Origin of the sequence: Streptococcus sp. AM28-20 (assembly GCF_003603595.1) — a bacterium.
In the GTDB taxonomy this organism is placed as follows: domain Bacteria; phylum Bacillota; class Bacilli; order Lactobacillales; family Streptococcaceae; genus Streptococcus; species Streptococcus ilei.
In genome coordinates this window covers 538,352-561,095 of sequence record NZ_QTNK01000001.1, presented here as the reverse complement: position 1 = coordinate 561,095, position 22,744 = coordinate 538,352, and the positions used below count along the sequence as shown (strand labels likewise).

The 22,744-nt window shown below is 42.3% G+C and carries 16 protein-coding genes; all 16 read left to right on the top strand.

The window, feature by feature from the left end:
* Positions 1 to 164: 164 nt before the first annotated feature.
* The 16 genes from DW738_RS02900 to DW738_RS02820 all read left to right on the top strand — a co-directional run bounded on the left by DW738_RS02900 (position 165) and on the right by DW738_RS02820 (position 22,709).
* Positions 165 to 908, top strand: a complete 744-nt coding sequence (locus tag DW738_RS02900) for a DeoR/GlpR family DNA-binding transcription regulator (protein ID WP_123160279.1) — start codon at positions 165 to 167, stop codon at positions 906 to 908.
* Positions 905 to 1,816: a 1-phosphofructokinase gene (gene pfkB / locus DW738_RS02895; RefSeq protein ID WP_123160278.1), complete on the top strand. Its 912-nt coding sequence runs from the start codon at positions 905 to 907 to the stop codon at positions 1,814 to 1,816. The genes DW738_RS02900 and pfkB overlap by 4 nt, the downstream gene beginning before the upstream one ends.
* Positions 1,813 to 3,780, top strand: a complete 1,968-nt coding sequence (locus DW738_RS02890) for a fructose-specific PTS transporter subunit EIIC (RefSeq protein ID WP_123160277.1) — start codon at positions 1,813 to 1,815, stop codon at positions 3,778 to 3,780. Before pfkB ends, DW738_RS02890 begins: the two co-directional genes overlap by 4 nt.
* Before the next feature lie 198 nt (positions 3,781 to 3,978).
* Positions 3,979 to 4,353, top strand: coding sequence for a DUF1149 family protein (locus tag DW738_RS02885; protein WP_048788860.1), 375 nt, complete (start codon positions 3,979 to 3,981; stop codon positions 4,351 to 4,353).
* 3 nt (positions 4,354 to 4,356) lie between these two features.
* Positions 4,357 to 5,205, top strand: a complete 849-nt coding sequence (locus DW738_RS02880) for a DegV family protein (protein WP_123160276.1) — start codon at positions 4,357 to 4,359, stop codon at positions 5,203 to 5,205.
* A gap of 9 nt (positions 5,206 to 5,214) precedes the next feature.
* Positions 5,215 to 5,982: a 4-hydroxy-tetrahydrodipicolinate reductase gene (gene dapB, locus DW738_RS02875; protein ID WP_023026855.1), complete on the top strand. Its 768-nt coding sequence runs from the start codon at positions 5,215 to 5,217 to the stop codon at positions 5,980 to 5,982.
* Entirely contained in the window at positions 5,979 to 7,199 is a 1,221-nt protein-coding gene (locus DW738_RS02870; protein ID WP_123160275.1) for a CCA tRNA nucleotidyltransferase, read from the top strand. The genes dapB and DW738_RS02870 overlap by 4 nt, the downstream gene beginning before the upstream one ends.
* Positions 7,196 to 9,067, top strand: a complete 1,872-nt coding sequence (locus DW738_RS02865; RefSeq protein WP_123160274.1) for an ABC-F family ATP-binding cassette domain-containing protein — start codon at positions 7,196 to 7,198, stop codon at positions 9,065 to 9,067. The genes DW738_RS02870 and DW738_RS02865 overlap by 4 nt, the downstream gene beginning before the upstream one ends.
* Positions 9,068 to 9,077: 10 nt before the next feature.
* The gene (locus tag DW738_RS02860) at positions 9,078 to 9,608 is read left to right on the top strand and encodes a DUF308 domain-containing protein (protein WP_123160273.1); all 531 of its coding nucleotides are present in this window, start codon (positions 9,078 to 9,080) and stop codon (positions 9,606 to 9,608) included.
* 134 nt (positions 9,609 to 9,742) lie between these two features.
* On the top strand, positions 9,743 to 10,702 hold the full coding sequence (locus DW738_RS02855; RefSeq protein ID WP_117744290.1) for an ROK family glucokinase: 960 nt from the start codon (positions 9,743 to 9,745) through the stop codon (positions 10,700 to 10,702).
* 94 nt (positions 10,703 to 10,796) lie between these two features.
* On the top strand, positions 10,797 to 11,636 hold the full coding sequence (locus tag DW738_RS02850) for a thymidylate synthase (RefSeq protein ID WP_123160272.1): 840 nt from the start codon (positions 10,797 to 10,799) through the stop codon (positions 11,634 to 11,636).
* Positions 11,637 to 11,873: 237 nt separating this feature from the next.
* Positions 11,874 to 19,151 (top strand): CshA/CshB family fibrillar adhesin-related protein, encoded by a 7,278-nt coding sequence (locus DW738_RS02845; protein WP_123160271.1) that lies wholly within the window; start codon positions 11,874 to 11,876, stop codon positions 19,149 to 19,151.
* 149 nt (positions 19,152 to 19,300) lie between these two features.
* Positions 19,301 to 19,813 (top strand): dihydrofolate reductase, encoded by a 513-nt coding sequence (locus DW738_RS02840; RefSeq protein WP_123159160.1) that lies wholly within the window; start codon positions 19,301 to 19,303, stop codon positions 19,811 to 19,813.
* 210 nt (positions 19,814 to 20,023) lie between these two features.
* Complete coding sequence (gene clpX, locus DW738_RS02830; RefSeq protein WP_123160270.1) at positions 20,024 to 21,256, top strand: ATP-dependent Clp protease ATP-binding subunit ClpX; 1,233 nt, start codon at positions 20,024 to 20,026, stop codon at positions 21,254 to 21,256.
* Between the two features lie 11 nt (positions 21,257 to 21,267).
* Complete coding sequence (gene yihA / locus DW738_RS02825; protein WP_123160269.1) at positions 21,268 to 21,861, top strand: ribosome biogenesis GTP-binding protein YihA/YsxC; 594 nt, start codon at positions 21,268 to 21,270, stop codon at positions 21,859 to 21,861.
* Between the two features lie 176 nt (positions 21,862 to 22,037).
* Positions 22,038 to 22,709 carry a glucosaminidase domain-containing protein gene (locus DW738_RS02820; RefSeq protein WP_243634249.1) on the top strand — a complete coding sequence of 224 codons (672 nt, stop codon included), beginning with the start codon at positions 22,038 to 22,040 and terminating at the stop codon, positions 22,707 to 22,709.
* Positions 22,710 to 22,744: the final 35 nt, after the last annotated feature.

Below are 22,744 nucleotides of genomic sequence, written 5' to 3'. Positions count from 1 at the left end.
ATTCACAGGGCTATGATGGATGGTCAAATACTGAGATTAAAAGAGAGAGTGAAAGAAATTGATAGAAAAAACGACAAAAAATGAAAGAAAATGATATTTAATGCTTGACTTTGAAAGATAAGATAGTATAATAGTCCTTGTAATCGTTTCCGAAAGGAGCTTGTATGTTAAAATCTGAACGAAAACACATCATTTTAGAAAAGGTTATCAAAGAGCGAATCGTTTCTATTGAAGATTTGGTTCAAGAGCTAAACTCTTCAGAATCAACGATTCGACGTGATTTGGATGAATTAGAAGCTGAGAATAAACTGAGACGAATTCACGGTGGGGCTGAAAGTCTTCATTCCTTGCAGGAAGAAGAAAGCAATAAAGATAAAGCAATCAAAAACGTGCAAGAAAAATCTGCCATTGCAAAAAAAGCAGCAGAATTGATCAAAGATTTTGAAGTTGTCTTTATCGATGCAGGAACCACCAATGAATTACTGGTTCATGAATTGGCCAACCCAACCGTAACAGTTGTGACTAATTCCATCCACCATGCAGCTAGTTTAGTAGAGAGAGACATTCCAACGGTCATCATCGGCGGGATGGTCAAGACTTCGACTGACGCTAGCATCGGAGGAATGGCTTTGAATCAAATCGGCCAGTTGAGCTTTGATCGAGCTTTTATTGGAATGAATGGCGTCGACCTAGAGTCATACAGCACACCGGATCTTGAAGAGGGGGCCGTCAAACGCGCCATTATAGAGAATGCTAAGAATACTTATATTCTCCTAGACTCGTCGAAACTTGGGAGGACGTCTTTTGCCAAGGTAGCTCCGGTTAAGAGAGCAACCATTATTACTAATACTTCGGATACGGAAATCCTTTCTAAATTAAAAGAGAAAACGGAGGTTATAGAGGTTTGATTTATACAGTAACACTGAATCCTGCCATTGACTATATTGTCCGTCTCGATCATGTAGAGACAGGGGCGGTCAATCGGATGGCTTCGGAAGATAAATTCGCCGGTGGTAAGGGAATCAATGTCAGTCGTGTCTTGAAGCGACTCGATATCGAGAACACAGCAACTGGGTTTATCGGTGGTTTCACAGGACGCTTTATCGAAGACGTGCTAACAAGCGAAGCTATTTCAACTAACTTTGTGACCGTGGACCAAGACACCCGGATTAATGTCAAGATCAAAGCCGATGAGGAGACAGAGATCAATGGCAATGGTCCAGAAGTGACAGAAGGTCAGTTGCAAGAACTGCTCAGCATCCTATCGAGCTTATCAGCAGATGATGTAGTGGTCTTTGCAGGCTCTGCCCCATCTTCACTTGGAAATGCTGTTTACAAACAATTGATTGCAGCAACTCGTGCAACAGGCGCGCAAATCGTTTGTGACTTTGAAGGGCAGACCTTGATTGACTCCTTGGAGTTCAATCCCCAATTGGTCAAACCAAACAACCATGAGTTGGGAGATATTTTTGGCGTGACCTTGACGGAATTGCCAGAAATTGAACGCTACGCCAAAGAAATCTTGGCCAAAGGAGCACAAAACGTCATTATTTCCATGGCTGGTGATGGAGCTCTTCTTGTCAGTCCTAGCGGCACTTACTTCGCAAAACCAATCAAAGGACAAGTGAAGAATTCAGTCGGAGCTGGCGATTCTATGGTAGCAGGCTTCACTGGGAAGCTCGCAACGACAGGAGATGTCATCGAAGCCTTCAAATGGGGAGTGGCTTGTGGAACAGCGACCACCTTCTCAGATGATTTGGCGACAGCGGACTATATTAAAGAAACTTATGAAAAAGTAGAGGTAGAAAAACTATGAAAATTCAAGACGTTTTAAATAAAAACGTGATGTTGTTTGATCTTCAGGCAACAGATAAAGAGGGCGTAATCAATGAGATGGTCCAATCGCTCGTTGACAATGGTGTGGTGACAGATTTTGAAACTTTCAAAGCTGGCATTATGAACCGTGAAGCACAAACTTCCACTGGTTTGGGTGAAGGGATCGCTATGCCTCACAGCAAAAACGAAGCTGTAAAAGAAGCAACGGTCTTGTTTGCAAAATCAAATAAGGGTGTTGACTATGCATCGCTGGATGGTCAACCAACGGACTTGTTCTTCATGATCGCAGCTCCAGAAGGGGCAAACGACACTCACTTGGCAGCTCTTGCTGAATTGTCTAAGTACTTGATGAAGCCAGGATTTGCAGACAAACTTCGCCAAGTAAGCACTCCTGATCAAGTGATCGCAGTTTTCGACGCAGAAGAGCAAGAAGCTGCAGCTGAAGAAGCTAAAAAAGCAGAAGCTGGCAAAGAAGCAGCCTCATCTGACAAACCACTGATTGTTGCTGTTACAGCATGTACAACAGGTATCGCCCACACTTACATGGCAGAAGAAGCCCTCATCAAAAAAGGTGAAGAAATGGGTGTTACAGTCCGTGTTGAAACCAACGGGGCATCCGGTGTCGGCAACCGCTTGACAGCAGAAGAAATCGCCAAAGCTGAAGGAGTGATCATTGCAGCAGATAAAGCAGTTGAAACGGCTCGTTTCAATGGCAAAAAATTGATCTCTAAACCAGTCGCAGCCGGTATCCGCCAGACAGAAGAATTGATCCAAACCATCTTAGACGGCAAAGCAGATGTCTTCCACGCTGAAAATGCAGCAGAAGCTAGCGCTAGCCAAGAAAAATTGAGCTTGGGTGGAGCCTTCTACAAACACTTGATGAGTGGGGTTTCTCAAATGCTTCCATTCGTAATCGGTGGTGGTATCTTGATCGCCCTTGCCTTCTTGATTGACCAAATTCTTGGAGTTCCTCAAGATCAATTGTCTCAACTTGGTTCATACCATGAATTAGCAGCTCAATTTAAAACAATCGGTGGTGCAGCCTTTGGCTTTATGCTTCCTGTACTCGCAGGTTACATCGGATTCTCCATCGCTGAAAAACCTGGTTTTGTAGCAGGGTTTATTGCAGGATCTATTGCTAGCTCAGGGTCAGCCTTTGGTAACATCGCTTTCGGTGCTGCTAAAGGTGAATTACCAGCAGCCGTATCATCTGGCTTCCTTGGTGCTTTGGTTGGTGGTTTCCTTGCAGGTGGAGTCGTTCTCTTCCTTCGTAAAGCACTTGCAGGTCTTCCACGCTCACTCGATGGGATCCGCTCTATCCTTCTCTTGCCATTACTTGGTGTTGGTTTGACAGGATTCTTGATGTTCCTCATCAATATTCCAATGGCTGCTATCAATACTGGTCTTAACAACTTCCTTTCAAGCTTGTCAGGTAGCTCAGCTGTCCTTCTTGGACTTCTCGTTGGCGGTATGATGGCTGTCGATATGGGTGGACCAGTTAACAAAGCTGCTTATGTCTTCGCTACAGGTACACTCGCTGAATCTGTTGCTTCAGGTGGTTCTATTGTGATGGCAGCCGTTATGGCAGCTGGTATGGTTCCTCCATTGGCAGTATTTGTGGCAACCGTCTTGTTCAAAGATAAATTCACACAAGAAGAACGCGATTCTGGTTTGACAAACATTGTTATGGGTCTTTCCTTCATCACAGAAGGTGCCATTCCATTTGGTGCAGCTGACCCAGCTCGTGCTATCCCAAGTTTCATTGCAGGTTCAGCCTTGACAGGTGCCCTTGTTGGTCTTGCAGGTTTGAAACTGATGGCTCCTCACGGAGGAATCTTCGTTATCGCACTTACTTCAAATCCACTTCTTTACATCTTGTTTGTATTGATTGGTGCAGTCGTAAGTGGTATCTTGTTCGGCTTGCTTCGCAAACCTAAAAACTAATCATACATAAAAGAGGCTGGGACAAAAGTTCTAGCCTCTAAATTGTCTTTGGATTGTCGAGCAAGACGCAGTGCTTGAGTGGGCTCTACTTTCTTGTTTTTTTGATAGATAACAGAGTGAAAAGTCATGGTTCTGCAATAGAATCTTGATTTAATTTATGGTATAATTTTCATAACGCTTATTTTTAGGAGAACAAGTATGGATATTCAACGTGAAAAAGAATTTGTCAGCCAGTATCATTATGATGCTCGTAACTTTGAATGGGAAAAAGAAAATGGTACTCCCGAGACAAAAGTAGACGTCAACTTTCAATTGATTCAACGCGATACAGAGTTAAAGACAACCTCTTTAATCGTTATTTTGACCTATATGATTGTCTTTGATGGCTTTGTCATCAGCGGGACCATTACCCAAATCAACCACATTCACAATCGTTTAGTCAACGAGCCAAGCGAATTCAGCAAAGAAGAAGTGGAAGAACTAGCTCGTCCTTGCTTAAATATGCTGAATCGTTTGACCTATGAAGTTACTGAAATCGCCCTTGATTTACCAGGAATCAATTTGGAGTTTTAATGCATGAAATTAGCAGTCATCACAGATTCTTCTGCCTATCTTTCAGATGAATCAAGAGGACACGATAATTTATTTGTCCTAGATATTCCAGTTGTCATTGATGGAGTATCTTATGTAGAAGGTAAAAACCTGACAGCAGAAGAGTTCTATCAAAAGATGGAATCTTCGTCTGAACTTCCAAAAACTAGTCAACCTAGTATCGCGGAATTAGAAGAACTCTTGGCGCAACTAGAATCAAAAGGCTATACCCATGTTTTAGGAATTTTCCTATCTTCAGGTATTTCTGGTTTCTATCAGAATATCCAGTATTTGAAGGATGAGTTCCCGAACATGACCATCGCTTTCCCAGATTCTAAGATTACCAGTGCCCCACTTGGGTGGATGGCTGAAGAAGCAGTCAAATGGTCAGGCGAGGGTCGGTCATTTGATGAAATTCTAGCCAATATCCAGATGCAAATCGATGGGACTTCTGCCTACATCATGGTAGATGATCTCAACCATTTGGTCAAAGGGGGCCGTCTTTCTAATGGAGCTGCGATCCTTGGGAATCTTCTCAGCATTAAGCCGATCCTCTATTTTAACGAGGAAGGTGTGATTGAAGTGTATGAGAAAGTTCGTACCGAGAAAAAAGCAATCAAACGTTTAGCTGAGATTGTCAAAGAAGGAACAGCGGATAAAGACTATCAAATCATTATCATTCACGGGAATGCACTGGATAAAGCGGAAACGCTTCGCGATATTCTTCATCAAGATGGTTTTGCTGGTGAGATTCCATTTGCAACCTTTGGCAGTGTCATTGGTACGCACTTAGGAAATCATAGCGTTGCTATTAGTTTTGTACCGAAAATATAAGGAGAAAACATGCCAATTAAAGTAGTGATTGCAGGTTTTAAAGGTAGAATGGGCCAAGCGGCTTATCACATGGTGCTAGAAGATCCTGAGCTTGAACTAGTTGGCTTGATTGATCCCCATGCGTCTGAGAATGAGTTGGCGGGTGTTCCAGTCTTCCATGACAAGGAAGGCGTTTTGATGCTGGATGCAGATGTGTGGATTGACTTCACCATCCCTAAAGTTGCCTATGAGCATACCCGCTTTGCTTTGGAGCATGGACTAGCGCCTGTTGTCGGAACGACAGGATTTACAACAGAAGAAATCACTGACTTGATTGATTTATCTCGTGAGAAGAATATTGGAGGGCTCATCGCGCCAAACTTTGCCATTGGGGCGGTCTTGCTCATGCAATTTGCAGCGCAGGCAGCTAAGTACTTTCCAAATGTAGAAATCATTGAGTTGCACCACGATAAAAAGAAGGACGCTCCGAGCGGGACTGCTGTGAAGACGGCTGAGCTTATCAGTCAGGTTCGTCAACCGCAAGGGCAGGGTGCGCCGGACGAAGAAGAAAGTCTGCCAGGAGCTCGTGGTGCCAACTACCAAGGGATGCATATCCATTCGGTTCGCTTGCCTGGTCTGGTAGCCCACCAAGAAGTGATTTTCGGTAGTCAAGGAGAAGGATTGACCTTACGCCACGATTCCTATGATCGGGTGTCCTTCATGACAGGGGTTAATCTAGGAGTAAAAGAAGTAGTCAAGCGTCATGAGCTTGTCTATGGTTTAGAACATCTATTATGAGATTAAAAAAACTGCCTTCTGAATTTCAGGAGGCTTTGCCAATATTAGAAAAGATTCGAAAAGCTGGGTATGAAGCTTATTTCGTCGGAGGCTCTGTGCGAGATGCTATTTTAGGTCGTCCCATTCACGATGTAGACATCGCTTCCTCCTCTTACCCAGAAGAGACCAAGGCTATTTTCGAGCGGACCATTGATGTCGGGATTGAACACGGGACGGTCTTGGTTTTAGAGAACCATCAGGAATATGAAATTACCACCTTTCGGACAGAGGATGTCTATGTGGATTATCGGAGACCCAGCTCGGTAAGTTTTGTGCGCTCGCTAGAAGAAGATCTCAAGCGCCGAGATTTTACTGTCAACGCCTTTGCTTTGAGTGAAGAAGGGGAAATCATTGATCTTTTCAATGGTATGGAAGATTTGGACAATCGAATTTTAAGAGCTGTTGGAGTGGCAACAGAACGCTTTAATGAGGATGCTCTTCGGATTATGCGTGGATTTCGTTTTCAAGCCAGTCTTGGCTTTGATCTAGAAGAAGAGACCTTTAAAGCTATGACAGATTGCGCCCCCTTGCTAGAAAAGATCTCTGTCGAGCGTGTCTTTATTGAGTTAGATAAGCTCCTCTTAGCTCCTTATTGGCGAAAGGGCTTAGAAGGTCTGATTGCTAGTCATAGCTATCAGTATCTTCCTCTCTTACAGAATAGTCGTTCGTCACTAGAGAAACTTTTCCAACTGAAGATGGACTATAACTTTACGAGTTCGGAGCAAGCATGGGCTGCCTTACTCTTGACCTTAGATGAGAATAAGGTTTCTGCTTTTTTCAAGAAATGGAAAACATCTCGTGACTTCGCTAAGAAGGTGGAGCAGTTGGTTGAAATTTACCGCTTACGAGAAAAGGCTCGTTTAAATCGTCGGGACGTCTACCGCTATGATAAGTCTCTGCTCTTATCAGCGGAAGAACTACGTCAGGCTCATGGATTGCCCGTAGATTTCCAAGTTATTGAGGAATTGTATGATGCTCTAGCTATTCATGATAAGCATGAAATTGTAGTCAATGGTGGGATGTTGATCAAGGAATACGGCTTAAAACCAGGTCCAGCTCTAGGACAAGTGATTTCTGCCATTGAATGGGCCATTGTAGATGGAGAATTAGAGAATGACAAAGAAGCGATTGGAGATTTTTTGAGCGACTATCTTGAAGCTAAGAAGGGGGAAGCATGAGCGATTTTATCGTTGAAAAACTAACCAAGTCCGTTGGGGACAAAACGGTCTTTAAAGATATTTCTTTCATCATTCATGAGCTGGATCGGATTGGACTAATCGGGGTTAATGGGACAGGGAAAACAACTCTCTTAGATGTTTTATCGGGTCGTTCAGGCTATGACGGAGATCGTTCTCCTTTTTCTGCAAAGAATGATTATAAGATTGGCTATCTCACTCAAGAACCTCAGTTTGATGATAACAAAACTGTCCTCGATACAGTGCTGTCAGAAGATGTGAAAGAACTCCAATTGATTCGTCAGTATGAACTGTTGACGAGCCAGTACGATGAGAGTCAGCAAGCTAAACTGGAAAAAGTGATGGCAGAGATGGATTCTCTCAATGCATGGGAAATCGAAAGCCAGGTCAAAACAGTTTTAACTAAACTGGGGATTCAAGATCTATCTGCTAAGGTTGGTAGTTTGTCTGGAGGGTTACGTCGCCGTGTCCAGCTAGCTCAGGTTCTCCTAGGAGACCATGATTTGCTCCTGTTAGATGAACCGACCAACCATTTGGATATTGATACCATCGAATGGTTGACCAATTTTCTTAAAAACTCTAAGAAAACCGTTCTTTTCATCACCCATGACCGTTATTTCTTGGACAATATTTCAACTCGAATTTTTGAACTGGACCGTGCTGGTCTAGTTGAATATCAAGGGAACTACCAAGATTATGTCCGCTTGAAAGCTGAGCAGGACGAGCGAGATGCGGCTCTTCTTCATAAGAAGCAGCAACTGTATAAGCAGGAATTGACTTGGATGCGTCGGCAACCGCAGGCGCGTGCTACTAAGCAACAGGCGCGGATCAATCGTTTCCACGACCTCAAGAAGGACCTATCTCACCAGACTACAGAAACAGATCTGGAAATGTCCTTTGAAACCAGTCGGATCGGTAAGAAAGTCATCGAATTTCAAGATGTCGATTTCGCCTATGACCAGGGCCCTATTCTGCAGCAGTTTAACCTATTGGTTCAAAACAAGGATCGGATTGGAATTGTGGGAGATAATGGTGTTGGGAAATCGACCCTGCTCAATCTCATTGCTGGGAAACTCCAACCGACTGCTGGGAAGGTTGTTATTGGAGAAACGGTGAGAATTGCTTACTTCTCGCAGCAGATCGAAGGTTTGGATGAAAGCAAGCGGATGATCAACTTCCTGCAAGAAGTAGCGGAAGAGGTCAAGACTAGCGCAGGCTCTACGTCGATTGCTGAGTTGCTGGAGCAATTTCTCTTTCCACGTTCCACTCACGGTACCTTGATAGAGAAACTTTCTGGTGGTGAGAAAAAACGCCTCTATCTCTTGAAACTTCTCATCGAAAAACCAAATGTCTTGCTCTTGGACGAGCCGACCAATGATTTGGATATCGCGACTTTGACGGTGTTAGAGAACTTTCTACAAGGCTTTGGTGGACCAGTCATCACGGTTAGCCATGATCGCTATTTTCTAGACAAGGTTGCATCTAAGATTCTAGCTTTTGAAAATGGTGGTATCCGCGAATTTTTTGGAAATTATACGGATTACCTAGATGAGAAAAAGTTTGAGCTAGAAATGGTTGCAGAAAGCAGTAAGCCAGAAAAAGAAAAGGTAATCAAGATCCGGGAAGAAAAGAAACGGATGAGCTACCAGGAAAAGCAGGAGTGGGCGACCATTGAGAGTGAGATCGAAGCGATTGAAAACAAGATTGCAACTATCGAAGCTGAGATGAATGAGAATGGTTCTGACTTCGGGAAGTTGGCCAGTCTTCAACGTCAGATGGATGAAGAAAATGAGCAACTCTTAGCCAAGTATGAACGTTATGAGTACTTGAGTGAGTTGGCAGAAAACTAAAGGAGGCAGAATGCAGCATATTAGTAAATACAGTCTATTATTGTCATCATTTTTATTTTGTGGCATTGGATTTATTCTCTTTGTAAATCCAATCGAAAAGATTGCCACCTTTAGCTGGTTGATTTCACTGGGCTTTTTCTTGATTTCAGTTTCGCGTTTGTCACGTTACTACCGTCTACGGACCCAAGCGACCTTGTCAGATCCCTATTTGTTCCAAAGTGCGGTTTCACTGGTCTTTGCAGTCTATCTTTTGCTCTATGGCTACAAGACCTTGCCGATTGTCTTTCCGATGACACTTGGAATTTGGCTCTTATATAAGTCTGCCTTAAGTTTGCGGAAGGCTCACTATCTTTCCAAACGATCTGAAGAATTATCTAAGAAGTTTACTTTTTGGGGGCTTATTCAACTGTTTACAGGATTGTTTCTCATCGTCAGTCCTTTATCTATTAGTATCTTCTTATTACATATTTTAGGATTATTCTTCTTTGTCATTGGCGTACAATCTCTGAGACTCTTTTTAAAACTTCATAACGAAGAGTAAAGAAATCCTGTCTGTGTTTTTGCAGACAGGATATTTTTTGCAAATGAAATTGAGAGAATTCTTGAAAAATGATTGAAACCCTTTTCACATTTTGGTATACTAGTGTCAAGAGAATAGGAACAAAGGAGTGTATAATGTCCAAAAAAATTATTGGTATTGACTTAGGTGGAACATCTGTCAAATTTGCCATTTTGACGCAAGAAGGTGAAATTCAAGAAAAGTGGTCTATCAAGACCAACATCCTCGACGAAGGAAGCCACATCGTTCCTGATATCATCGCTTCCATTCAACATCGCTTGGAACTATTAAACCTTTCAGCAGAAGATTTCATAGGAATCGGAATGGGGTCACCTGGTGCAGTTGATCGCTTCGAAGGAACGGTTATCGGGGCCTACAACCTTAACTGGAAGACTCTTCAGCCAATCAAGAAAGATATTGAGTCTGCCTTGGGAATTCCTTTCTTCATCGACAATGACGCTAACGTTGCTGCCCTTGGTGAACGTTGGAAAGGTGCTGGCGAAAATCAACCAGACGTCGTCTTCATGACACTTGGTACAGGTGTTGGTGGCGGTATCGTGGCGGAAGGAAAACTTTTGCACGGTGCTGGTGGTGTAGCTGGTGAACTTGGCCATATCACAGTAGACTTCGATCGTCCATTTGATTGTACCTGTGGTAAGAAAGGTTGCTTGGAAACAGTAGCTTCAGCAACTGGTATTGTCAATTTGACTCGTCGCTATGCAGATGAATATGCAGGAGATGCGGAGTTGAAACGCTTGATTGACGATGGAGAAGAAGTCACAGCTAAGACTGTCTTTGATTTGGCTAAAGATGGGGATGATTTGGCCTTGATTGTCTACCGTCATTTCTCTCAATACTTGGGTATTGCTTGTGCCAACATCGCAAGTGTTTTGAACCCAGCAAACATCGTCATCGGTGGTGGTGTATCAGCAGCAGGTCAATTCCTCTTGGATGGGGTTCAAAAAGTCTTTGATGAAAATACTTTCCCACAAGTTCGTACTTCAACCCAACTGGTGCTTGCTAATCTTGGAAATGATGCAGGAGTTATTGGAGCTGCGTCACTTGTCCTACAATAGAATCATACAAAAAGAGTTCTAAATTGAATCATTTAGAACTCTTTTTATTTATCCTATGTTATAATGAAAGTATTAAAGTATTTAAGGAGAATGAATGACAAAAGCAGATATCCTTTTTAAAGAAAATATTCGAAGAATTATGGAAGAAGGCGTCTGGTCTGAGCAGGCTCGGCCTAGGTACAAGGATGGTACAACTGCCAATTCCAAGTACATTACTGGGGCTTTTATGGAATTTGATCTAGCCAAAGGCGAGTTTCCTATTACGACGCTTCGTCCTATCGCCATTAAGTCGGCTATCAAGGAGATGCTCTGGATTTATCAGGACCAGTCCAACAGTCTGGAACTCCTAAACGACAAGTACCAAGTTCATTACTGGAATGACTGGGAAGTAGGAGATACGGGAACAATTGGTGAGCGCTATGGTGCGGTCGTTAAAAAGCACGACATCATCAACAAAATTCTCAAACAGCTAGAAGCCAATCCCTGGAATCGTCGCAATATCATTTCTCTCTGGGACTACCAAGCCTTTGAGGAGAGTGAAGGACTCTTACCTTGTGCTTTTCAAACCATGTTTGATGTTCGTCGTGTCGATGGGGAAATCTATCTGGATGCGACCTTGACCCAACGTTCGAATGACATGTTGGTAGCGCACCATATCAATGCCATGCAATATGTGGCTCTTCAGATGATGATTGCCAAGCACTTTGGCTGGAAGGTTGGCAAGTTCTTTTACTTTATCAACAACCTTCACATCTATGATAACCAATTCGAACAGGCAGAAGAATTACTTCGGCGCGAGCCATCTGATTGCCAGCCTCGTTTGGTATTGAATGTACCAGATGGCACCAATTTCTTTGAGATTAAAGACGAGGACTTTGTTTTGGAAGATTATGATCCAGTCAAACCTCAATTGAAGTTTGATTTGGCTATTTAGGCTTTAAACAAAAAATCACTATATAGATAGGAAGAAGGTTTAATTTTTTCATAAAAATGAACCATACTTCCTATTATTTAAATTTAATGATTAGTAATATCATCAAAAATTTTAAAAATGATTAGTTTTTTGAGTCATTTCACTTTGATATTTTTAACTAATCTGATAGAATATATAGGGTTTAAAATATAGGCCAATAAATTAGCTTATTAATTGTAAAAAATTATGGAGGAAAATATGGGCAAAGATTTATTTAATGATCGCATTAGCAGATTTTCGATTCGTAAATTGAATGTCGGAGTTTGCTCTGTCCTTTTAGGAACACTCGTTATGGTTGGTACAGCATCTAGCGTAGCAGCCGAAGAAAACGTAGAGAACCCAGCAACTGTTGCAAAGGCAACAGAAGAAGGGGCTCAACCTGCTACAACAACAGAAGCTGCTGCTTCTACGACAACTGAAGCACCCACTACAACAAGTGAAGCTTCAACTTCAGCTACTACTTACAATGCTGAAGCACCAGTAACTCCAGCAGGTGCAACACCAACAACAACTACTGAACCAACAACTGCAGCTACGACTGAAGAAAAACCAGCAGCAACTCCTGCAGCAACAGAAGCTTCAACAAACCCTAACAACAAGGGTACAGAAGCAACTGCAACAGATAAGAAAAAAGAAGTGGCTGCAGGTGTCGAAGCACCAACTACAGAAAAACCTGCTGTGACTGCAGAAACATCTGGTGGTAAGCGAAGTGGCCGTACTCGTCGTGCTCTTGGTGACGCAAATGACGAAAGCTTGATCGGGGATGACGTTGAAGACGCAACTTCAACTCCAAAAGTTGAAAAACCAGGCTTTACAACAGATCTTGATGCAAAATCTTTGACTAGCCAAATCTCATGGTTGGACTTTGGAGACGTAGCTAACTGGACAGGAGCTACTACAACATTAGTTCCTAAAAGTGAAGTTGAACCAACTAAGAACTTAGAAGAGAAATTAGCACTTCAAGTTGGGGCTACCTACACCAAGGAAATTATGCCTGGATATGTGGTAACTATCAAAGTCAAATCTTTGAAACCATTCCAAGCGACTGAGATCTATAAGAAACGGATGGAAGATCAAGGTGCTACAGCAGAAGAGAAAGCAACCTATGATCCAGATGCGAAAAACGGTTATGTAAGTGGATCTAGTTCAAATGCTTCTAAGTTGGCTTTTAACAATGGAGAAGAAGCAAAAGTTATCGCCGATGCTCAAAATGGTTGGACTGAAATTAAACAGGAAAACATCGATACCAAATCTAAGAAAACAACCATGGGTTCATCACTGAATGGTGGAAATATCGGGGTTCAGTTTGAAATCTCTGCAACCTTCCGTGGAAAAACAGTCAAACCCGCTATCGTTATGGCAGATGGGGAGTCTGCTAACCCAGGTGAATTTGTTATGTTCACGACCAATGGAGAAGGTTGGCAACACCTTGGAGAATGGAAGAAAAATGGGAAACCAAATACTGTAACTTATATTCCACAAGATACAGATAATCTCTTTGGAAAAACCCCTAAAACTACTATTGATGGAATTTCATTCTACACAACCAACCTGAATCAACTTCGTAATTCTACTCAAACTGGTCCAGACAAAAAACCAATTGCATGGAAGTACTTTGGAAATCCTGATCAAGTAACTGGTGGACTAGGAACTGGAGTATTTGGACCAAATATTTCTCAAGGTCTTGTTGGAGTCCCACTTGTAATGACGCGTGGTGCCTCTGAAATCGGTCTTTATATCGCTTCTGGTGGTAAGCAGTCTGCTATGCTGGGATTTTTCCCACTTGATGAAGGGGATGCTCCTGAGTCATATGGTAAGGCAGTTCATACCATTGCGACTGTAGACGGTGTTACTGGAGCTAAAGTAAATCAACCGTATCTTGGTAACGTGAGTCCTGATATGGATGAGAATACGACTCTTGACTGGTTCGGTGATGATAAGGCAACTACGGCCGATGAAGGAATTAACCAATTGCTTCCAGATGAACTCAAAGGGACAACCAATGAGATGATCAAGATGGACCGTACACGTCCAGGGAACTACAAGATGTCAGTTCAAGCCCATTTGGATGGAGCTTCAGAAGCACATATCTATGGTTGGGTAGACTTTAACCAAAATGGTAAATTCGATGAGGATGAACGCTCAAATCTCGCTACAATCACACAAGATGGCACTGTTGAGTTGACCTTTGCAAACAGCAAGACTTACGTCGATCCTAGCGTCAACGAACTTGGTGCTCGTGTCCGTATTGCTAAGAAAGCTACTGAGATTGAAAGTCCAACGGGTATGGCCTTTTCAGGGGAAGTAGAAGACTTCAAGACTCAAATCACCCACCCACCTAAAGGGGAATTCAAGGAAACTTCTGGTCCTCAAGCTACTAAACAAACAGCAACTGTAACCTTTACAGCGCGTGGAGAGCACAAGTATGAACCTAACTCTCATGCAGTCATCGACGAGACAGTAGAACCATACATCGTTGACAAAGATGGCAACCGAGCAACCCTTGACGCAGACGGTTACTACGTCGTTCAAGGACAAGGTAAGTACAAGATTACTGCTAAAGGTAAAGATGTAGATGTTGAGTTTATCCCAGAAGATAACTTCCTAGGAACTGCAGATGGTATCTCTATCCGTCGTGTAGATAACAATGGTTACGATACGGGTTGGTCATCAAAATTCCCAGACAAAGAACCAAACATTAATGGTCAGTTGAATACCATGGATGGTCTTTACATCCCAACAGTTACTCCGATTGAAATCGAAGGGGTTGACAAGACATCGACTGATATTCAAGGTGCAACTCAAAAAGAAACACCAACCTTTAACACAACTGCTACTAACTTAAATGGCGATAAGATTGCGATTACTCCAAGTGCAGAATACCCTGCTAAGTTGGTTGACCCAGCTACAGGTCTTACTACTGATGCGCCATCTGTAACAGTTGAAGGGGAAGGAACATACACCATTAATCCTACAACAGGTGAAGTAACCTTCACTCCAGAACCAAGCTTTACTGGTACAGCCAAAGGTGTGGAAGTTACCTTGTCAGCGCCAGTTGGTCGCAATAAAGATGGTAAGGTTCAAAAAGAGTACATTAAGACTGCTACAGCTAAGTACACTCCAACAGTTGTAGGAGTAACACCAACAGCAACACCAGCAGAAACAAAAGACATCCAAGGTGCTACTCAAACAGGTAAACCTGAATTCAAGGGTGGTACAGTTGAAGTTAATGGTGTTGAAAAGACCGTTCCAATCAACGAAGATGTTCCAGCAACATTTGACGATGGATCAACAACTAAGACAGTTGAAGGCGTTGGTACTTTCACAGTAGCCCCAGATGGAACAGTAACATTTGTTCCAGAAAAATCATTCGTAGGAACTGCACCAGCCGTGACAGTTGTCCGCGAAGATAAGAACGGAACAAAAGCTTCTGCGACATACACACCAACAGTTGTAGGAGTAACACCAACAGCAACACCAGCAGAAACAAAAGACATCCAAGGTGCTACTCAAACAGGTAAACCTGAATTCAAGGGTGGTACAGTTGAAGTTAATGGTGTTGAAAAGACCGTTCCAATCAACGAAGATGTTCCAGCAACATTCGACGACGGTTCTACAACTAAGACTGTTGAAGGCGTTGGTACTTTCACAGTAGCAGCAGACGGTACAGTAACATTCGTTCCAGAACCAAACTTTGTAGGAACTGCACCAGCAGTTACAGTTGTTCGTGAAGATAAGAATGGAACAAAAGCTTCTGCGACATACACACCAACTGTTGTAGGAGTAACACCAACAGCAACACCAGCAGAAACAAAAGACATCCAAGGTGCTACTCAAACAGGTAAACCTGAATTCAAGGGTGGAACAGTTGAAGTTAATGGTGTTGAAAAGACCGTTCCAATCAACGAAGATGTTCCAGCAACGTTTGACGACGGCTCAACAACTAAGACAGTTGAGGGAGTTGGTAAATTTACAGTTGCAGCAGATGGTACAGTAACATTCGTTCCAGAACCAAACTTTGTAGGAACTGCACCAGCAGTGACAGTTGTCCGCGAAGATAAGAACGGAACAAAAGCTTCTGCGACATACACACCAACAGTTGTAGGAGTAACACCAACAGCAACACCAGCTGAAACAACAGATATTCAAGGTGCAACACAAACAGGTAAACCTGAATTCAAGGGTGGAACAGTTGAAGTTAATGGTGTTGAAAAGACCGTTCCAATCAAAGAAGATGTTCCAGCAACGTTTGATGATGGTTCAACAACTAAGACAGTTGAAGGAGTTGGTACTTACACAGTAGCCCCAGATGGAACAGTAACATTTGTTCCAGAGAAATCTTTCGTAGGAACTGCACCAGCCGTGACAGTTGTCCGCGAAGATAAGAATGGAACAAAAGCTTCTGCAACCTACACACCAACAGTAACTCCGGTTAAACCAACTGCAACACCAGCTGAAACAACAGATATTCAAGGTGCTACACAAACAGGTAAACCTGAATTTACTGCAGGTGACAGCCGTGTACCAATCAACGAAGATGTTCCAGCAAAATTCGACGACGGTTCTACAACTAAGACTGTTGAAGGCGTTGGTACTTTCACAGTAGCCGCAGACGGAACAGTAACATTTGTTCCAGAAAAATCTTTCGTAGGAACTGCACCAGCCGTGACAGTTGTCCGCGAAGATAAGAATGGAACAAAAGCTTCTGCAACATACACACCAACTGTAACTCCTGTTACACCAACTGCTACACCAGCAGAAACAACAGACATTCAAGGTGCTACACAAACAGGTAAACCTGAATTTACTGCAGGTGACAGTCGTGTACCAATCAACGAAGATGTTCCAGCAACATTCGACGACGGTTCTACAACTAAGACTGTTGAAGGCGTTGGTACTTACACAGTAGCAGCAGATGGAACAGTTACTTTCGTACCAGAAAAATCATTCGTAGGAACTGCACCAGCCGTGACAGTCGTCCGCGAAGATAAGAACGGAACAAAAGCATCTGCAACCTACACACCAACTGTAACTCCTGTAACACCAACAGCAGAAGATGCAACTTCAACTGACAAACAAGGTCAAACCCAAACTGGTAAACCAACCTTCACACCAGGTAATGAAAACGTCCCAATGGACGATGATACACCTGCAACCTTTGAAGATGGCTCAACAACTAAGACAGTTGAAGGAGAAGGAACTTACACTGTTGCTCCAGATGGAACTGTAACTTTCGTACCGGAAAAATCATTCACAGGAACAGGTACAGGCGTAACAGTTAAACGTGTTGATAAGAACGGTACTCCAGTTACAGCTAAATACACACCAACTGTAACTCCGGTAACACCAGAAGCAACACCAGCTGAATCAGAAGCTCCTCAAGGTGTGGTACAAACAGGAACTGTAACCTTCACAGAAGGTGATCCAGTAGCACCAATCGACAAGGATACTATTACTCTTCTTGATGAAAATGGTCAACCAGCTGAATCAGTCGTTGCTAAATCTCCAGAAGGTAAAGAAATCGGTACTTTCACAGTTGATAAGGAAACAGGTGTTGTAACCTTCACACCAACTGATAAATCATACTCAGGTGAAGTCGTTCCAGTTAAGGTTCAAGCCAAGGATGCAAACGGCACTCCAGCTGAAACAACCTACACTCCTAAGATTACTCCAGTTGTTCCAACTGCTGATCCTGCAACATCTACAGATATCCAAGGTAAAACACAAACAGGTACACCAAGCTTCACACCTGGTAACCCTGCAATCCCAATGGATGATGAAGTTCCAGCAACCTTTGAAGATGGTTCAACTACGAAGACAATTCCAGGAGAAGGAACTTACACAGTAGCACCAGATGGAACAGTTACTTTCGTACCAGAAAAATCATTCACAGGAACAGGTACAGGTGTAACAGTTAAACGTGTTGATAAGAACGGTACTCCAGTTACTGCAACCTACACACCAACAGTAACTCCTGTGACTCCAACAGCTGAACCTGCAACATCTACAGACATCCAAGGTCAAACCCAAACAGGTACACCAAGCTTCACACCTGGTAACCCAAGTGTGCCAATGGATGATGATGTGCCAGCAACCTTTGAAGATGGCTCAACTACGAAGACAATTCCAGGAGAAGGAACTTACACGGTAGCTCCAGATGGAACTGTAACCTTCGTGCCAGAAAAATCATTCACAGGAACAGGTACAGGCGTAACAGTTAAACGTGTTGATAAGAACGGTACTCCAGTTACAGCTAAGTACACACCAACAGTAACTCCTGTGACTCCAACAGCTGAACCAGCTACATCTACTGATGTACAAGGTGCTACTCAAACAGGTAAACCAAGCTTCACAGAAGGTGACAGCCGTGTGCCTATGAACGATGAAGTTCCAGCAACATTTGATGATGGTTCTACAACTAAGACAGTTGAAGGTGTTGGTACTTACACAGTAGCTCCAGACGGAACAGTTACATTCGTACCTGAGAAATCATTCGTCGGAACTGCACCAGCAGTAACAGTAGTTCGTGAAGATAAGAACGGAACAAAAGCATCTGCAACCTACACACCAACAGTAACTCCTGTGACTCCAACTGCAGAATCAGTAACTTCAATTGGTAACAAGGGACAAACCCAAACAGGAAAACCAACCTTTACTCCTGGTAATCCAAATGTTCCAATGAATGATGAAGTTCCAGCAACATTTGAAGATGGTTCAACAACTAAGACAATTAAAGGTGTTGGTACTTACACTGTGGCACCAGATGGTACAGTAACTTTCACACCAGAACCAGAATTTGTTGGTGAAGCACCATCAGTGACAGTTGTTCGTGAAGACGTAAACGGAACGAAAGCTTCTGCAACTTACACTCCAACTGTTCTTCCTGTGACTAAGTTTGTTGACAAAGAAGGCAAAGAAATCCCAGGATATCCTACAGTTGATGGTGAACAACCAAAAGCTGAAATTCCAGGTTACCGCTTCGTTGAAACGAAGAAATTACCAAACGGTGATACAGAGCACGTCTACGAGAAAGTTACAACTTCACACGTAGATGAAAATGGAAATCCAATTCCTGGTTATCCAACAGAAGATGGTGAGCAACCGAAGAAAGATATTCCAGGTTACGAGTTTGTGAAGACAATTGTAGATGAGAACGGTAATACTCAACACATCTACAAGAAGACGGTGACACCAACACCAGTTCCTACACCAACTCCAACCCCAACACCTACTCCGGTTCCTACACCAACTCCAACACCGGTTCCAACACCGGCACCAACTCCGGATCCAGTTCCAACACCAGATCCAAAACCAGTTCCAGAAACTAAGGAAACTAAATTCATCAATCCATCTGATGAAACAGCAGTTCTTCCTGAAACTGGTACAGAGGAAAGTTCAAAAACTGGTCTTGCTATTCTTAGCGCTTTGACAGGTCTCTCATTATTTGGACTTGCTAAACGCAAAAAAGAAGACTAAGATCTAGGATTTGCCTCATTAAAACCGCGAGAAATCGCGGTTTTTTTGACGGAAAAAATAAGAAGTTTTGCTCAAGGAAGCAATAGTTGGAAACAGTCTTTTCTTGAAAAATTTGATAAAATAGAAGTATCAGTGTAAAGGATGTAAAAATGAGTAAGAAAGTAATTGGTATTTGGGCTCAGACAAAGAATGGGGTAATCGGCAAGGACCAGGTGATGCCTTGGCATTTGCCAGCTGAATTGCAGCACTTTAAACAAACGACTACAGGCCATGCGATTCTCATGGGAAGAGTTACCTACGAAGGTTTAAACAAACGCGTCCTCCCAAATCGGACCAATATCATTCTCTCTAGAGATGACAAATATGATGTAGAGAATGAAAAAGTTTTGTTAAAAACCTCAGTTGAGGACGTTTTCAACTGGTATAAGGATCAGGATTTGTCGCTCTTTATTATCGGTGGTGAGAAGGTCATTCGTCTTTTCGAGCCTTATCTAGAGGAGCTCTATCAGACTGTCATCGATGCCGAATTGGAAGGTGATACTTACTTCCCAGAAGACTTCCAGTGGGATCAGTTTCGCTTACTAGACGAGCGGACAATCGAAAAAGATGAAAAAAACCCTTACGACTTTACCATTAGACATTTTGAAAGAAAGGAAGACTAGTTCATGGAACGTAGTATTTTTGGCTTTTTTACAGCTGTTTTATGCGTGATTTGCCTAGTATGTGCTTCCCAGACCTTTCGGAAAAAGCGCTATGGCTTAGCTACGCTCTTCTTGTTAAATGCCTTTACTAATCTTGTGAATTCTATTCACGCCTTTTATATGACTTTATTTAGATAAATTACAAACAGACTTTAGAATCGGGAGAAGAAAATGCCTACAAATCAATCAAACGATATGATGGTTTATTGTTCCTTCTGCGGGAAAAACCAAGACGAAGTACAGAAGATTATCGCTGGGAACAATGCCTTTATCTGTAATGAATGTGTTGAGTTAGCTCAAGAAATCATTCGAGAAGAACTTGCTGAGGAAGTCTTGTCAGACCTTTCAGAAGTTCCAAAACCAATCGAACTCCTCAATATCCTTAACCACTATGTCATCGGTCAGGATCGTGCTAAACGAGCGCTAGCAGTAGCTGTCTACAATCACTACAAACGGATTAACTTCCACGAAAATCGTGAAGAAGACAACGATGTAGATCTACAAAAATCAAACATTTTGATGGTCGGTCCTACAGGCTCCGGAAAAACTTTCTTGGCTCAAACGCTTGCTAAGAGCTTAAACGTACCATTTGCTATCGCCGATGCAACAGCCTTGACAGAAGCTGGTTACGTCGGAGAAGACGTTGAGAACATCCTTCTTAAGCTGTTGCAAGCAGCTGACTTCAATATTGAACGTGCAGAGCGAGGCATCATCTATGTTGATGAAATCGATAAGATTGCCAAGAAGAGCGAGAATGTCTCTATCACCCGTGATGTGTCTGGTGAAGGGGTACAGCAAGCCCTCTTGAAGATCATCGAGGGAACTGTTGCCAGCGTGCCACCTCAAGGAGGACGCAAGCATCCACAACAAGAGATGATCCAAGTCGACACCAAAAACATTCTTTTCATCGTAGGTGGAGCCTTTGATGGGATTGAAGAAATTGTTAAGCAACGTCTAGGTGAAAAAATTATCGGATTTGGCCAAAACAACAAAGCCATTGATGAATCCAGCTCTTATATGCAAGAAATCATTGCAGAAGATATCCAAAAATTCGGTATTATTCCTGAGTTAATTGGTCGTCTTCCAGTTCTTGCTGCTTTGGAGCAACTGACAGTTGAAGATCTGGTCCGTATTTTGAAAGAACCAAGAAATGCCTTGGTGAAACAATACCAAGCTCTCTTATCCTTTGATGATGTTGAATTAGAATTTGATGACGAAGCGCTTGAAGAAATTGCAAGTAAGGCTATTGAACGCAAGACAGGTGCTCGTGGATTACGCTCTATCATCGAAGAAACCATGTTGGATGTCATGTTTGAAGTTCCAAGTCAAGAAGACGTCAAACTGGTTCGCATCACTAAAGAAGCTGTTAAGGGAACTGAAAAACCAATTTTAGAAACTGCCTAGAAAGAAATTCTATGAAAGTAAATACTCATAATGCAGATATCTTGTTGAGCGCTACTAATAAAAGTCATTATCCTCAAGATGATATCCCAGAAGTCGCACTTGCCGGTCGATCAAATGTCGGCAAGTCTTCTTTTATTAATACCATGCTGAATCGCAAAAATTTGGCCCGTACATCTGGCAAACCAGGAAAAACACAATTGTTGAACTTTTTCAATATCGATGACAAACTTCGTTTTGTCGATGTACCTGGCTATGGTTATGCACGTGTCTCCAAAAAAGAACGCGAAAAATGGGGCAAGATGATCGAAGAATATCTGACAACTAGAGAGAATTTAAGAGCTGTTGTCAGCCTGGTCGATCTTCGTCATGAACCCTCAGCAGATGATGTTCAAATGTATGAATTTTTAAAATATTACGAGATTCCTGTTATCTTAGTTGCGACCAAAGCTGATAAAATTCCAAGAGGGAAATGGAACAAGCACGAATCCATGATTAAGAAGAAGTTGGATTTTGATAAATCAGATACCTTTATCATCTTTTCATCGGTTAATAAAACTGGAGTAGAAGAAGCTTGGGAATCAATTTTTGATTTTAGTTTTTCGTAATAAATCGTATTATTACTTGACTGTTATTAATTTGTTTGATTTATCTCGATATTGTAATTAAAATGTAATATTTAACTCAACATTTTAGGGTTTTTCTGTGCTATAATCATCTTAAAGACTATTCATTAAAACATTAGGAGATTATCACATTGAAAAAAATACTAAATAAATCGAAATTGATTGGATCATTAGTGGCTCTGGTTGCTGTAGGAACAGTAGCGGCAGCCATGAGTGAGCATGTAGGGAATGTTGGTGCTAACGATGAGGCTTATTCTCAATACGCAGATCCAACAGAAGCTTTCATCTCGCAAATCGGTGAATCTGCTCGTCAACTTGGTCAAGAAAATGATCTTTATGCATCTGTTATGATTGCTCAAGCCATCTTAGAAAGTGGATCAGGTCAATCTGGTTTGTCATCGTATCCACACTATAACCTTTTTGGTATTAAGGGGAGCTATGCAGGTCAATCTGCAGTGATGCAGACTTGGGAAGATGATGGTAATGGAAATGCCTATACAATCAATGATGCTTTCCGTTCATACCCTAGCTACTATGAATCATTACAAGACTACGTTGCAGTTTTAAAACAAGGTCATTTTGCAGGAGCTTGGAAGAGCAATACAACAAGCTATCAGGATGCAACAGCTGCTTTAACGGGTGTTTATGCTACTGACACTAGTTACTATGCAAAATTGAACCACATTATTGAAGCTTACAATCTTACTCAATATGATTCACCAAGTGTTTATGGTGGATATGAAGGGACAGTTTACAACCCTTATCGCCAACAATATACGACCCAAGAAATCTTGAACTTGGATATCGCTTGGGCGAATCGTTTCTTATAATATATGAATTAAATTGAATTATAAACAGACTATCA